Source organism: Variovorax sp. R-27 (assembly GCF_049913215.1).
Taxonomy (GTDB): domain Bacteria; phylum Pseudomonadota; class Gammaproteobacteria; order Burkholderiales; family Burkholderiaceae_C; genus Variovorax.
In genome coordinates this window covers 5,613,341-5,627,226 of sequence record NZ_CP183984.1, presented here as the reverse complement: position 1 = coordinate 5,627,226, position 13,886 = coordinate 5,613,341, and the positions used below count along the sequence as shown (strand labels likewise).

The 13,886-nt window shown below is 64.7% G+C and carries 12 protein-coding genes; 2 read left to right on the top strand and 10 right to left on the bottom strand.

What is annotated here, in order from left to right; translation table 11 throughout:
* Position 1 precedes the first annotated feature (1 nt).
* Positions 2 to 1,024 (bottom strand): hypothetical protein, encoded by a 1,023-nt coding sequence (locus tag ACN9MV_RS26390; protein WP_426390179.1) that lies wholly within the window; start codon positions 1,022 to 1,024, stop codon positions 2 to 4.
* A 306-nt stretch (positions 1,025 to 1,330) separates the two neighbouring features.
* Here ACN9MV_RS26390 and ACN9MV_RS26385 point away from each other — a divergent pair, with 306 nt between their 5' ends.
* Together ACN9MV_RS26385 and pilQ are read left to right on the top strand one after the other, a co-directional pair.
* On the top strand, positions 1,331 to 2,491 hold the full coding sequence (locus ACN9MV_RS26385) for a porin (protein WP_426390178.1): 1,161 nt from the start codon (positions 1,331 to 1,333) through the stop codon (positions 2,489 to 2,491).
* A gap of 156 nt (positions 2,492 to 2,647) precedes the next feature.
* The gene (pilQ, locus tag ACN9MV_RS26380) at positions 2,648 to 4,774 is read left to right on the top strand and encodes a type IV pilus secretin family protein (RefSeq protein WP_093057369.1); all 2,127 of its coding nucleotides are present in this window, start codon (positions 2,648 to 2,650) and stop codon (positions 4,772 to 4,774) included.
* A 21-nt stretch (positions 4,775 to 4,795) separates the two neighbouring features.
* On the opposite strand, the gene ACN9MV_RS26375 is transcribed toward pilQ, so the two are convergent.
* The 9 genes from ACN9MV_RS26375 to ACN9MV_RS26335 all read right to left on the bottom strand — a co-directional run bounded on the left by ACN9MV_RS26375 (position 4,796) and on the right by ACN9MV_RS26335 (position 13,846).
* Positions 4,796 to 5,344 carry a hypothetical protein gene (locus tag ACN9MV_RS26375; protein WP_426390176.1) on the bottom strand — a complete coding sequence of 183 codons (549 nt, stop codon included), beginning with the start codon at positions 5,342 to 5,344 and terminating at the stop codon, positions 4,796 to 4,798.
* A 307-nt stretch (positions 5,345 to 5,651) separates the two neighbouring features.
* Positions 5,652 to 5,915 (bottom strand): hypothetical protein, encoded by a 264-nt coding sequence (locus ACN9MV_RS26370; RefSeq protein WP_143042626.1) that lies wholly within the window; start codon positions 5,913 to 5,915, stop codon positions 5,652 to 5,654.
* Between the two features lie 113 nt (positions 5,916 to 6,028).
* Entirely contained in the window at positions 6,029 to 10,087 is a 4,059-nt protein-coding gene (locus ACN9MV_RS26365; protein WP_426390175.1) for a pilus assembly protein, read from the bottom strand.
* On the bottom strand, positions 10,084 to 10,698 hold the full coding sequence (locus tag ACN9MV_RS26360; RefSeq protein WP_354339494.1) for a pilus assembly PilX family protein: 615 nt from the start codon (positions 10,696 to 10,698) through the stop codon (positions 10,084 to 10,086). Before ACN9MV_RS26360 ends, ACN9MV_RS26365 begins: the two co-directional genes overlap by 4 nt.
* Positions 10,692 to 11,876: a PilW family protein gene (locus ACN9MV_RS26355; RefSeq protein ID WP_426390174.1), complete on the bottom strand. Its 1,185-nt coding sequence runs from the start codon at positions 11,874 to 11,876 to the stop codon at positions 10,692 to 10,694. The genes ACN9MV_RS26360 and ACN9MV_RS26355 overlap by 7 nt, the downstream gene beginning before the upstream one ends.
* 8 nt (positions 11,877 to 11,884) lie before the next feature.
* The gene (pilV, locus tag ACN9MV_RS26350; protein WP_097198149.1) at positions 11,885 to 12,343 is read right to left on the bottom strand and encodes a type IV pilus modification protein PilV; all 459 of its coding nucleotides are present in this window, start codon (positions 12,341 to 12,343) and stop codon (positions 11,885 to 11,887) included.
* Positions 12,344 to 12,345: 2 nt separating this feature from the next.
* Entirely contained in the window at positions 12,346 to 13,020 is a 675-nt protein-coding gene (locus ACN9MV_RS26345; protein WP_426390172.1) for a GspH/FimT family pseudopilin, read from the bottom strand.
* Complete coding sequence (locus tag ACN9MV_RS26340) at positions 12,966 to 13,436, bottom strand: type IV pilin protein (protein ID WP_093057377.1); 471 nt, start codon at positions 13,434 to 13,436, stop codon at positions 12,966 to 12,968. The genes ACN9MV_RS26345 and ACN9MV_RS26340 overlap by 55 nt, the downstream gene beginning before the upstream one ends.
* 179 nt (positions 13,437 to 13,615) lie before the next feature.
* Positions 13,616 to 13,846 (bottom strand): hypothetical protein, encoded by a 231-nt coding sequence (locus ACN9MV_RS26335; RefSeq protein ID WP_143042628.1) that lies wholly within the window; start codon positions 13,844 to 13,846, stop codon positions 13,616 to 13,618.
* Positions 13,847 to 13,886: the final 40 nt, after the last annotated feature.

Genomic DNA, 13,886 nt, shown 5'->3' with positions numbered 1-13,886 from the left:
TTCAAGGATTGCGCAACTTTCGGGAGACTTTGTGCAGAAACGGCAATTGATCCGTTTGTTCGGCCTGCGCGGATTGCGGGCCCGCGATCGAGTCGATCGACGGGCTGTTTCCGATGCTTCCCATGAAGACGACCCACGCAAGCGCCAGCTCGCCGTTGGCTGCGGCCAGCACGTGCAGGTCGAGCAGCAGGCCCTGGAAGTCCTCCATCAGCTGCACTTCGGAGATCTCGCCGCGGTCGCGGCGCTGCTTCGACGATTCGAATTCGGCCCTTGCATTCGCGACGCGCGCGTACGCGGTGTTCGCGATGTCGCTCTGCGCTTGCAGGCGGCGCAGTGCCTCTGAAACCTGCTCTCGTGCCTGCGCGACCGCGTGCACGTAGAAGGGATTGCCGGGCATGTCGATGTTCTGTTGCCCTTCGTTCGACGCTTCGTTCGTCGCCTCGTTCGTCGCCTCGATCACGCCGTCGGGCATCGCGCTCGCGTCGGCGCCGTAGAGTGCGGCGGCCAGGTTGATGTCGTTCCTGTTTGAAAGCACCGCCATCGGGAGCTCGCGCGGCACCTCGGCTGCGAAGCGGGGCAGCGACTTGTCCTGCAATGCGTCGGCGAGCATTTCGTTCAATGCAGCTTCCGACATGTGGCACTGCTTTGCCAGATAGGAGATGTAGCTCGCACGCTGCGCCTGCAGCTTGCCGATGGTCGTTTCCGCGCTGGCGTGCCGCGCCGCGAGCTGCTTGGCAAAGTCGTCGTACGGTTGCGTGGTGCCCTGGATGAGCATGGTTTGCCGCACGACGGCAGAACGCGTGTTCTCCAGATAGAGCAGCTCGAGCGTCTTTACCTTGAGCGCGATGTAGGTCGCGGCCACGCCCGATTCGTTGGCGCCGCCCGATGCGGCCATCAGCCGGTTCATTGCCGTGTCCTCGAAGCTGGCCCACCAGTGTTGCTGCTGCGTGTTTGCCGACGCCTGCGTGCGCACCTTGTGGTCGACGAACATGCTCGCCGCAAGCACGGAGGTGGAGTGAACCATCGCGATGCTCGTGCTGGCGCATGCGATGGTCAAGGCGCCGCAAATTGCCGCTATCAGGATTCGTGAGCGCTTCACCTGTGAGTCTCCAGCTTCGTCATGCGTGGATCTTTTCAGGCGATCTGGGAGAAATTTGAAGGACGCTGCAATGGCCCTGCCGCATGAGGCCTGCGCGTGTGTGATGTACGCGCACAACACTCGAAGCCGCAGAAAACGGAACCACCAAATTCCTCCTGATTTGGGCGAAACCATGCGTACAGCCGGTCGATACCGAACGGCCGCATCAGACCTGAAACTGGAGAACCCTGAATGAAGAAAACCCTCACGGCATTCGCTGCCCTGGCCGTCTGCGGCCTGGCTTCTGCCCAATCGTCCGTCACGTTGTTCGGCGTCGTGGACGCTGGCCTGACCTACCAGTCGAGCACCTCGCGCGACACGACCACCGGCGCGTCGGTCAAGCAAAGCAAGACGAGCCTGGGCAACTCGGCCTACAACTCCAGCCGCATCGGCTTCCGCGGCACCGAAGACCTCGGCGGCGGGCTGGCAGCGAGCTTCTGGCTCGAAGCGCCCATCACCAACGACGACGGCGCCACCGGCATCTCCACCTTCGCGCGCCGCTCCACCGTGAGCCTGTCGGGTGGCTTCGGCGAGCTGCGCCTGGGCCGCGACTACACCGCCACCTTCTGGAACGACACCGTGTTCGATCCGTTCGGCACCAACGGCTCGGGCACCAACGTCATCAGCACCGTCAGCGGCAACACCACCATCAACAACGCCAACTACGTGCGTGCCAGCAACTCGATCGGCTACTTCCTGCCGCCGAACCTGGGCGGCTTCTACGGCCAGGTGCAGTACAGCCTGCACGAGAACGCCAGCACCGACGCCACCAGCACCACGGCAGCTTCCAGCAGCACGGCTGGGCGCTACGTCGGTGGCCGCTTCGGCTATGCCAACGGTCCCCTGGACGTGGCACTGGCCGTGGGCCAGAGCACCGTCGTGGACACCACCGCGCTGGAGCGCAGGGTGCAGACCATCAACCTGGGCGCTTCGTACGACTTCGGTCCTGTGAAGCTGTTCGGCGAGCTGTCGAACGTGAAGAACAAGTTCGACTACGCGGCAGCGGCTGACACGCACGACACCTACAACGGCTACCTGATCGGCGCGACCGTGCCGGTGGGCGCAGGCCTGATCCGCGTGGCGTACTCGCAAGTGCGCTACAACGAAGGCACGGCCGGCATCACGGGCGAAGACCCGATGGCACGCAAGTTCGCAATCGGCTACGTACACAACCTGTCCAAGCGCACGGCGCTGTATGCGACGGTGGCGCGCGTGAACAACCGCAACGACGTGAACTACACGGGCAGCCTGGTGTCGGCCAGCACCACGGGCTACGGCAGCACGGGCACCAGCTACACGGGCCTGCCGCGCTCTTCCACCGGCTACGACTTCGGTATCCGCCACGCGTTCTGATGACGTGAGGACGTGAAGGGAGCAGCGCGGCCAGCAAGCGGCCGCGCTGCTCGCCCCCGCTGCGCAGCATGGACTGCGCGGCGCCGGGGCATCGCTGCGCTCGGGAGGGACCTCAGGGCAGCGAGGAGATGGAGCCGCAGTTTCAAGGCAGGTGAAATGAAAAAACAGTCATTCGTGCTCGCGCGCTGGTTGCGCGCGTCCGTCTTCTTGCTCGTTGCCTTCGGGTCGCTCGCAGCGGCGCAGGCACAGGCACAGAACAGAATCGAATCAGTCACGGGCTCCGTGCAGGCAGGCAGCGAAGTGCTGCGTGTCGATTTTTCCGAACCGTTGGCCGCAGCGCCCAACGGCTTCGCCATCCAGTCGCCGGCGCGCATCGCGCTCGACTTTCCTGGCATGACCAGCCGCCTGGGCCGGGAAGCCATCGACATCAGCCAGGGCAACCTGCGCTCCGTCAACGTGGTGCAGGCGGGCGAGCGCTCGCGCCTCGTGCTCAACCTGAAGCAGGCGACCGCCTATACGACCGAGCTGCGTGGCAAGTCGCTGCTGGTGGTGCTGCAACCCGCGGCGGGCCCCGCGCTGGTGGCTTCCACACCCTTCGAGTTTGCCGAGAACCGCAACCGCGACGTGCTGCCATTGCGCGACGTCGATTTCCGCCTGGGCACCGAGGGTGCCGGCCGCGTGATCGTGTCGCTGCCCAACGACCAGGTGGGCGTGGACATCCGCCAGCAGGGCAAGGGCCTCGTGGTCGAGTTCACCAAGTCGTCGCTGCCCGAGGGGCTGAACCGCCGGCTCGACGTGTCCGACTTCGGCACACCGGTTCAGTCGGTGAGCATGCAGCAGTCCGGCGACCGCGTGCGCATGGTGATCGACCCGCGCGGCGAATGGGAGCACAGCGCCTACCAGAGCAACAGCCAGTTCGTGGTGGAAGTGCGTCCGCGCAAGGAAAACCCCAACAAGCTCGCGCAAGGCACGGGCTACAGCGGCGAGAAGCTGTCGCTGAATTTCCAGAACATCGAGATCCGCTCGCTGCTGCAGGTGATTGCGGACTTCACCAACTTCAACATCGTCACTTCGGACTCCGTCAGCGGCACGCTCACGCTGCGCCTCAAGGACGTGCCCTGGGACCAGGCGCTCGAGATCATCCTGGAGGCGAAGAACCTCGGCATGCGCAAGAGCGGCAGCGTGCTGCGCATTGCGCCGGAAGACGAGCTCAATGCCAAGGAAAAGATCAAGTACGAGGCGCAGGCCACGCTGCAGGGACTGGAGCAGCTGCGCACGCAGTCCTTCCAGCTCAACTATGCGAAGGCCGCTACCGTGGCGCAGGGCCTTACGGGCACCGGAAGCAGTGGAGGCGGCGGTGGCAGCTCAGGCTCGACCACCCGCATCCTGAGTTCGCGCGGCAGCGTGCTGGCCGAGGTGCGCACCAACCAGCTCTTCGTGACCGACATTCCCTCGCGGCTGTCGCAGGTGGCTGACCTCCTGCAGAAGCTCGACGTGCCGGTGCGTCAGGTGCTGATCGAGGCGCGCTTCGTCGAGGCGACCGACACCTTCAGCAAGTCGCTGGGTGTCAAGCTCGGCGGCGGCTCCGTCAATTCGAACTCGTCGGTGGGCGTGACGCCTTCCGTCAGCTCGACCACGACCGGCGGCGTGACCACCACCACCAGCACCAACACTTACTCGAGCACCAGCTTCGTCAACCTGCCGGCTACCAGCACGACCGGCGACGCGGTCGGCACCTTCGCGCTGTCACTGTTCAATTCGAGCCTGACGAAGATGCTCAACCTCGAAATCTCCGCGCTGGAGGCGGACGGCAAAGGCAAGGTGGTTTCGAGCCCGCGCGTGGTGACGGCCGACCAGACCAAGGCGCTGATCGAGCAGGGCACCGAGCTGCCCTACCAGGTAGCGACATCGAGCGGCGCCACGTCCATCGCGTTCCGCAAGGCCAACCTCAAGCTCGAGGTAACGCCGCAGATCACGCCCGAGGGCAACATCATCCTGGCGCTCGACGTCAACAAGGACACCGTGGGCCAATCGACCACCGCGGGCTACGCCATCAACACCAAGCACATCCAGACCGAAGTGCTGGTGGAGAACGGCGGCACCGTCGTCATCGGCGGGGTCTTCGAGCTGACGGACACCAACTCGGAATCGCGCGTGCCGGTGCTGGGCGAACTGCCGATGGTCGGCGCGCTGTTCCGCACCCGCAGCCGGGTCAACAACAAGACCGAGATGCTGATCTTCATCAGCCCGAAGATGATTTCGGATCGGAACGCGGCGCGTTGAGCCTGATCGCTACAGGCGCATCTACAGGCGCATCAGGGATCGCTTCTGGCTCTCGGCCTTCTTCGCGGCCTGCAGTCTCAGGCCCAACGCTGTCGCCTGTGCTGCAATCTGGTCTCTCAGGGCCCTCACCCGGTCCCTGAGCGCGACGAGATTCGCCGTGATGGTGGCTCGGCGCACGGTGTCGGCTCCGTCGATCAGGCGGCACACGTTTTCTATGCCCGACAAGAGGCCTTCCAGCTGGGTGATGAGGAACAGGCATTCCTTGCGCAGCAAAGTGAGCTTCTTCACCAGCGCCTTGAGGGTCCCCAGGTTCCCCGTCAACCCGACCGCGAGCTGTTGTGTGATCTCTGCCGCATGTGGCTGCCACTGCGTCTTGAATCTGAAGAGCATGTTGGTGAAGATCGGTACGGTCGCCAGATGCATGTCGGACCCCAGGGCCAGCTGGGTCAGGTGGTGCGTCCGATTGCTCGTTCGGTGCAGCGCACCCAGTACCGGCACCAGCCCGGGCCCGATGTTGGTCAGGATCAGGTGGAGTATTTCCACGGGCATCGACAGCAGGCCGACCGGCATGGGCTGGTGTGCGATGGGAACTATCGTGATGGTGTTGGAGGCAGACTGAACGGCCACTGAGCCGCCTGGGGGCGGTGGCAGATCGGGAGGCGGGTGAGGAGAGTCAGGCGCCAAGTTCTCCGGCAGAGTGCCTTCGTCAACAAAGGGGCCGCACCTTGGGCGCTGGGTGCAATAGACCGGGGGAGTGTGCGGGTCCCAGCATTTCAGACCGCAGCTGCAAACATAGGGTGGCATCGCTGTTCTCCTCGAAGTGCGATGGAGGCCGTCGTCCCGCTCGCGATTCTCGAAGAGTGCCGTCCGGCTGCAATCACCCGATCATGTGATCCGCCCCTGGCGCCTGCCGGATGGCCGTCCTGTCCGGCGCCGCCTCGGCTTCTTCCTGCTCCATCCAGTGCGTCCCGGCGCCATGTGCCTTGTTGCCGGCCTCCACGGCCGCCTGGAATGCGGCACGCACCGACGGCGTGTCAGGCTCCCACAGCCAGTGGCCCTCGACGGGGTGCCCGAACAGGCCCACGCACGGCAATCGCCAGCGCAGGCGGATCCATGGGCGCGAAGCTGCGGGAGTGCACATGCCGGCGAGTCTGCGCGGCGATGTGGGAGACATCTTGAGGGGAGCGCCTTGTGTGCAGCCGGCGTTGTCTTCCAACGCCGATTGTCAGGTAGGCAATGCCCTTGTGCCCTTCCTCACTGCCCATCGGTCAGCCGCCGCCACGAGATGCGGCGTGTGCTGCTTGAAGAGGAAACCGGAATGGTGGTCGTCGTCACGGTACCGGTGGAGTCCTTGGTGGTGGCGACGGTCTTGCCGCTGCTGGTCACTGCGAGCGCAGCCGAACTCGACAAGCCCGAGCTCGACAGCAGAACGCCCGTATTGCTGGCGCCCGACACCGCCAGGCCGGTGGCGTAGTTGACGTAGTTGATGTAGCTGGAGCCGCCGGTGCTGCAGGCGCCCGAGGTGCTGGGCGTGTTGGAGACGTAGACCAGCGTGCCGGAAGAAAGCACCGGGTCCTCGTCGACGCGTTCGCCCGACTCGGGCATGTCCACGAACCAGCCGTACATGGTGCTGAAATTGGTGGTGTAGCTCACTGAACTGGCAGCCGTGCGCACCCCGGAGGTGTCGGTGAGCGTCAGCTTGACGAAGCAGTTGGTCACCGTTCCCGTGCTGCACGCATTGCTGCGCGGGTTGCTGTAGATGGCGCTGGTGGTGGAGCTGCCGCTCAGCGAATCCTTGATGGCGTACATGGACTGCACCTGTGTCGTCGTGATGTCGGTCACGCCCAGGTATGAGCCGGTGCCGACGAAGACCACGTGCTGGCTGCTCACCAGCCCCAGTTCCGGCGCGGTGGTGATGGGCTGGCGGTTGCCCGAGCTGTCCGACAGCGTGGCCAGAAGTTGCACCGTGGCGCTGCCGCTGCTGGAGGCCAGGGCGCTGATGTCGAAGCGCCAGAGATTGCCGAACAGGTCGCCGCCGTAAAGCTGTGTGGTCGTGTTGTCTGTGGAGCTGTTGGTCCAGCCGCTGATCTTCGCCAGGCCGCTGGGGCAAGGCGCGACGGAACAGCCGGTCACCGTGCCACCGCTGGAGGTGGTGCCCATGCCGTTGTCTATTTTCTTGATCAGCGCGCCGGTCATGGCGTTTCTCACCCACAGGTGGCCTTCGCCGTCGCCGTCGGAGACGTTGTTGTAGCCGGAGCTGAGGATGACCGCCCAGGTCCCGTCCGACAGCTTGGTGATCACCGGGGCGCCATAGGTGTAGCCCAGGTCCACGTCGTACAGATTGGGCGTGAGCGTGCTGCTCGAACTGAACTCCCACAGTACCGTCGGGGAGGCCGGGTCTGTCACGTCCAGTGCGAAGTACGCGCGGCCGCCATCGCCCAGGCCGCCCACGATGATGGTGTGCCAGGCACTGTTGTAGTAGACGTCGGCCTGCGTGATCTGGCCGTCCACGAAGTAGACGTGGTTGGACGCATAGTTCTTGTCCGCCAGCTTGTACAGGTTGGGCAGCAGAACCGAGGGGATGTACGCCCAGGTCTCGGCGCCCGTGTCGGCGTTGAAGGCATGCAGCATGCCGTCGTTGGAGCCCACATAGACCATGCCCTGGCGCGAGGCGTAGGTGGACTTGAAGGTGGCATAGCCCGAGTCGCTGTAGCTGCGCGAAGGGGCCTTGATGTACACCGGCGTGGAGTTGACGACGTCGCCCAGGACGTGGGTGCGCGAACGGTAGTACTTGGTGTTGGTGGAGCCTTCGTTGCTGCGGTCGCCACGCAGGTAGTTCACCAGGTTCACCGCGCCCGCGCCGGTGGTGGTGCCGGCGGTGGAACTGTTCACCTGGGATGCCGTCGCCAGACAGGCGCTGCCCGAACTGCACAGCTGGGACAGCGAGCTGATCGACGCGATCTTGAAGTAGCCCTGCATCGTTGTCGTGAGCGCATCCCAGGAAAAACTGAGCTTCGTCGCGGTGCTGGGGTCGTAGGTGAAGATGGTGCGCGAGGCGTAGCCGACGTTGTCCAGCAGTGCCGTGGTGGTGAGGCTGCCCGAAGTGCTCGAGCAGTCGGAGCCCGCGCCCGACTCGGCCCAATCGGCGGTGGTGGAGGTGACCCCGGTGCTGGAATCGACCGCGTAGCGCGCCAATTCACCAAACCATTTGCCGGAACAATAGGTGGTCGAGAAGGTGTAGCCGGCCGTGGTGGAGGTCAGCACGGGCGCGCTTTGCGCAACGGCTGCGGAACTGCTGGTCGTGGCGTCCACGGTATTGAGGAAGTTGGTCAGGCCGGTCTTGATATCGGCCGCGTTGGACGCGCTGTAGTAGCTGCCCCGGCCGTTGACGGCGGCATGCCACAGGTCGTCGATGGCGGTTTGCGTGTCGCTGACCGGCGTGGGCCAGTTGCAACTGCCGGAGCTCTGCCAGCCGCACACTCCGGAAGTCTGCGTCGTGCTGCTGGTGGTGGTTCCGTTGGCGACGTCGTAGTAGTCGCCGCTCGTGGCATTTGCATAGTCCGCATCGAACAGCATGTAGCCCGAGGCACCCAGGCCGATGGTGGATGTCACCATGTTCTGGCGCTTGTTGGAATAGCTGTTGCTGGAGACATCCGTGCCGCTCGAATTCGTCGTGTTGCTCAGGGAGGATGAGCGCAGGTCGGTGACGTAGTAGTACTCCGCCACGTCGGCCAGCGTGTTGGACACTTTGTTGCCATCGAGATAGGGGCGGGACTCGCTGCTGTCCTGGTCGCCGATTGCGGTGGAGCCGTCGGCCTTGTAGGGTGTCGCGGTCTCGTTCCAGTAACCGTCGGTCGACAGCAGTGTGTAGTTGCGCTGGCAGGCGTACTGCATCGGATCGGTGGTTGTGACTCCATTGATGGAGGAAACCTTGGCGGCGAAGTAGCGCCCGGCATTCGACAGTGCAGTGCGAAGCGGCGTGGTGCTGCTGGCCTGGGCGGCCACGAGCTTGCCGTACCACAGCGACTTCTGCCCGCCGCTGGTGGTGGTGTTGTCGGCGATGTTCAGGAAATCCGTCGAACTGCTGACTTTGTTGATGGTCATGTAGCCCAGCCGGTAGCTGGAGGTCAGCCCGCTGAAGGCGAGCGTCGTGGCGCTCTTCATCGTTTGCATGCGGGTGTGGTAGTAAGCCCACCAGTTGGCGAAGTTGGTCATCTCCTCCGCATAGGTGCAGGTGGTGCTGTTGGTGGTGCAGTCGGTGCGCGTCGTGGAGCGGGCGCTCGTGCCGGGGTAGGCATAGGTCGATGTGCTGCTGCTGATGGTGGTCTGCACCCAACTGCCCGGCGTGCCGCCGCTGAAGGCGGTGACGGTGGCCGTCATGCTGCCGGATTGCGTGACCACGGGCGAATAGCCATAGGCATCGGTGCCCTTGGGCGAGGTGATGGTCACGGTGCTGCCGCTGCGGCTGGCGCTGTAGCCGGCAATGCCGCAGTTGCCGGTCTTGCTGCTGGTGCAGTTGTTGATGGCCGTGACGATGTTGGTGGCCACCGTGGTGGACGACGTGCTGGCCGTGGTCGTGGCCGAGAGAATCTGCACGCCGTTGACAGTGATGCCGCTGATGCTCGTGCTGCTCGATCCGCTGATGACGATCGTTGCGGTGGAGCTTATGCCCGGATACCGCGGGTACTTGTAGGTGGCCGGCGCGGAGGCGCTGTCGATGTATGCGGCCTGGCAGGTGCTCAGTGCGGACGTGGTGCACCAGCGCAGGTAGGCCGGGTAGGCATAGGCGGTGGTGGCCGCACTCTGCTTGTTGCAAGTGCGCAGGTTGGCCGAGGAGCAGTACTCGCCCGGAATGAAGGTGTAGTACGTGGCGGGGGTGGTTGTTCCCGTGAGGTCGGTCGTGCCCGTGGAGATGATGCCGAAGCCGTCGGTCGGCACCTTGGCCCATGCCGACGTGTTGGCAGAGGTCATGCTGGTGTAGCTGGTGCCGGCGTAGTTGACAGGCGGCGAATAGGTGACCGACGGGTCGTAGTAGATGCCGTTGAAGCGGCTGTTGCGGTAGAGGTACGGATAGCTGCTGGCGCTGTAGTCGTCTGCCCAGTCCGGCAGGTAGGCTGACGCCATGCTGCCGGAGTTGTCCAGGATGAACATGATGTTGGGCTTGACCAGCGTGGCCGAGGACGTTTCCAGCGGGGCCGTGGCCAGGTCGGTGAGAGCACCGAAGGCGGGTGCTCCGAGGATCAGCGCCAGGGCGCCCATGCAGGCACGCCAGCGGCCGGCGATCGACCTGCGGCCGGGAAGGAACATATTCATAGGGCGACCATGGCTTGCGTGAAGGAGACGGTGTTGCGCGGCCCGCTCACCTTGACGGTGATGCGGTAATAGACCTGGGTACTGGACGTTTGGGTGCTGCCGGACTTCTTGCTTCCACCGGTGTTCACGGTCAGGGGTGAACTGCCACAACCGTTGGTGGATGACGCATCGCCTGTGTTGGCGCACATGCGCTGGATCAGGTAGGCAGCGGTATTGCCCGAGCTGTCCTGGCTCAGCTGGATGGCGGTGTAACCCGCACTGGCCAATTGGGTCCACAGCTGCGACCAGGACTGCGTGCTGCCGGGGTCGGTGCGCGTGGCGGCGTAGCCATGGCTCGCCTGGTCGCAGGCCAGCACGGAGGTTCCTGTCGAACAAGTGCTGGCGGTGCTGGAGCTGGTCTGTCCGCTGTTGTTCTCCAGCCAGGTCACCGCCGTCTCCACCGCCTGGTCGGCAGAGGTGGCAGCCGCCTGTTCGAAGGCCAGGTTGCCGGCGATGCTCGCCGAGCTGGAGACGGTGCGCATGAGGCCGATAGCGGCCATGCTCATGATCGCCAGCGCAATCAGGACGATGATCATGACGAAGCCACTCTGCCTGCGCTGCGGGCTCAGCATGCGATGTCTCCGCTCTGGTAGGTGACCTGGTTGCCGTTCCAGATGATGTCGCGCAGCGGCACCGTGGTCTCGATGGTCTTGTAGCGGTAGTGCTTCCAATCCGAGTTGGTGCTGAGGTCGATCGCCAGAGCGGTGGGCGTCACGGTGGTCAGCGTGCTGGTGGTGCTGGTGTTGGCACTGCTGCCGGACCAGGTGGGTGCGGTGGTGGTGACCGAGTCCTTGTCGTATTGCTGGCTGCGCGCGACCACCGCGAGCCGCAGGCCAACCACCCGCAGCCAGCCACAGTAGCTGGACAGGCCCGAGGTATCGCTCGTGCTGCCGGGGGTGGTCTGGTCGTAGCTGTCGACCACGCCGTCCATCTTCGGGGTGCTCAGGTCGCTGGTGTCGCGGCCGTACTGGGCCCGCAGGCTGGCGACGTGACTGGCCACCGGAACCCAGACGCTGCTGTTGAGCGTGGTGGTGTAGCTGGTGTCGCCGCAGTTGTAGGCCGCGTAGTCGCACACGGTGAGGTTGCCGTTGCGGATCGCATAGGCATGGATGACAGGGGCGGCCCCCAGGTTGTAGACGGCGGCCTCCGCTGACGCCAGGCCCGCGGTGCCGCTGGACACAGTCAGCACATAGCTTGCAATGGCAGTCACCTTGCCCAGAGTCATGGCGCATGAAGAGGTGCTGTCGCGCGTGGTCGAGGCGGCCATCACCCAGTCACCCGTGGCGAAGGACGACGGGGTGGTCACGGTGTAGCTGGTTGCGGTGCTGGTGCCCGCGAGAGCGTCCCCCTCGGTGGGGCTGGCTGAACTGCCGCTGACGACCAGCAGCGTGTCGGTGCCGGTGTCGCCCGCGGGCACCAGCGAAGTGCCGGGATTGACCGTGACCGGGGCCAGCGACGACAGCGTGACGCTCTTGCTGTCGGAGGTCGTGGTGTACGTGAGACTGCAGCCCAGCAGCGTGTAGGCACTGATGCCCAGGCCGGCCTGGCTCAGTTCACGCGTCAGGATGTGGGTGGCCGTGGCGGCGTTGATTTCAGCGTCGCCGCTGGTGCTGGTCAGCCGCTGCTGTGTGCTTGTGGAGTACAGCAACTGCACAACGATCAGCACCGCCAGCATGCCGACCAGCAGGCCGACCATGAGTTCGATGATGCTGAAGCCGTGCTGGCTGCGAATGGGGCGTGGGGCGGGCATGAAGGTTCTCACGGCTTCATCTGGGCCATGGCCACGTACTGGTGGGCGCTGCTGTCGCCTGGGCCTTTCCAGTAGATGGTGATGGTGGCCAGACTGCTGCTGACGGCCGAGCTGCCGCCGCCGGCTACCGTGCTGAAAGTGACGGTCGGCGGCAGGCTGCCGATGCCCGGCAGGTTCGATTTGTCGACGGTGGCCTTCCAGCTCGTGTAGCCCGTGCCGGCGGCCGTGCTCCCGTAGTTGGCCTGGAGGGTGGCCGCCGTGCGGTCGCTCATCCACATGCGGCTGATCAGGTCGCTGGCGAGCATGGCGGCGGTCGTACGGAATTCGGCACCGGTAGCGGTGCGCGCTGCGCTGGCATAGAGGCCGGTGATGCCCAGCAGGCCGATCGCGAAGATGAGCAGCGCGGCCATCACCTCGATGAGGGTGAAGCCGCCCATGGCGGATGAAGGTGTTTGGCGGTGCGGCATGGTCAGCAGGTCATGGGGTCGGTGCTCCCGCTGCGCGCGGGGTCGCAGATGCGGGCATCACCGCCCGGCGAGACGATCACGTTCAGGCAGCGCACCGAGCCGCCGGAGGCGACGCAGGTGCTGCTGGCGCTGGTCAGCTGCACCGTCAGCGTGGCGACCGACGTGGTCGGGTTGCTCGTGGCCGACTGGCGGCCCAATGCATCGAAGCCCACGGTGCTGCGCGTTGCGGTGAGCACCAGATCCGAGCTCTTGCTGGATTCGATCGGGCTCTTGCTGATCAGGTAGGGCGTGCTGGTGGCGCTCGGGGCATTGCCGCAGGCGCCGGCCGGTGTCTGGGAGATGCCGGCGTTCACCACCCAGATCGCCGCGCTGGTACTCAACGCGCAACTGGCGTCCAGTGAGCTGACGAACTGCAATCGCGTGCCGGTGTTGCGGCGGATGGCTTCCGCCCTGGCCGTCTGCAGATCGGAGCGCAGCGACTCGGCCGTGCTGCGCAGGCGGTTGTTGCGTGTCCAGTCACTGAACCCGGGTGCGGCCAGCAAAGTCAGGATCGCCAAGAGCGTGATAGCCACCATCAACTCGATCAAGCTGAACCCCGCCGTCGAAGGCTGCCGCGTGCGCATCAGCAACTCCCGCCCCTGGTTGTGATCCAGCAGCTCGACGAGGTTGCGGTCCATCCGGACACGCCGGTGATGGTGGTAGTCCGCGTGCCGTCCTGGTCGATGGTGTAGACGAAGCCGGCCATGGTGGACGTGCCGGTGGCAGTGATGGTGTAGCTCGTGGACGAACTGGGCGAGCAGGTGAGCGTGAAGTACTTCAGGTTGGTATTCGAGATGCTCACGCCGCATGCACTGGTGGAGCCGGTGGCGTAGTAGCTCTTGGCATCCTGGAACCACTGCTCCATCTTTGCGTTGCTGGCAGATAGATTGGAGGTCGCCTCCGGGATGCGGCCGCGCCGGACGTAGTCCGTGTAGGAGGGCAGGGCGAGGGACGCCAGGATCGCCACGATCGCCACGGTGACCATCACCTCGATCAAGGTGAAGCCGGGTGCTCGCGCACGGAGCTCTGGAGGCTTCTTCTGCAGCCGCGTCATGGTGGTTCTTCTCCTCGTGTACCGGAAGCAATCAGAAACTTCCTGGACGCCGAGTCGAACATGCAATTTGGGAGAAAGCTGGCTGATGCGTTGGGGTTTGTGTGCGCGTGGGTGCAGTGAATCCGACGTTTCTCCGACTTTGTTGCCCAGCATCACTGCTGTATCGGATCGACCGATGTTCAGGAGAAGTGATCGATGAAAAAGAAGATGTTGCTGTCCCTTGGGATGGCGTGTCTGGTGGGATGTTCGGCCGCGGCTTGGGCTGCGTCGACGACCACGGAAAGCAACAGTGCAAGCACCGGCAGCACTGGCGGCAATTCAGCTGTTGATGCAGCGTTGAAGACCTGCGCGGCCAGCGTGGCCAAGGATTCGAACGGCGGCCCCGACGAGACCGCGATGACAGCGTGCATGACCAAGGCAGGCTTCACCAAGCCCGCGCAGGACGGCGGC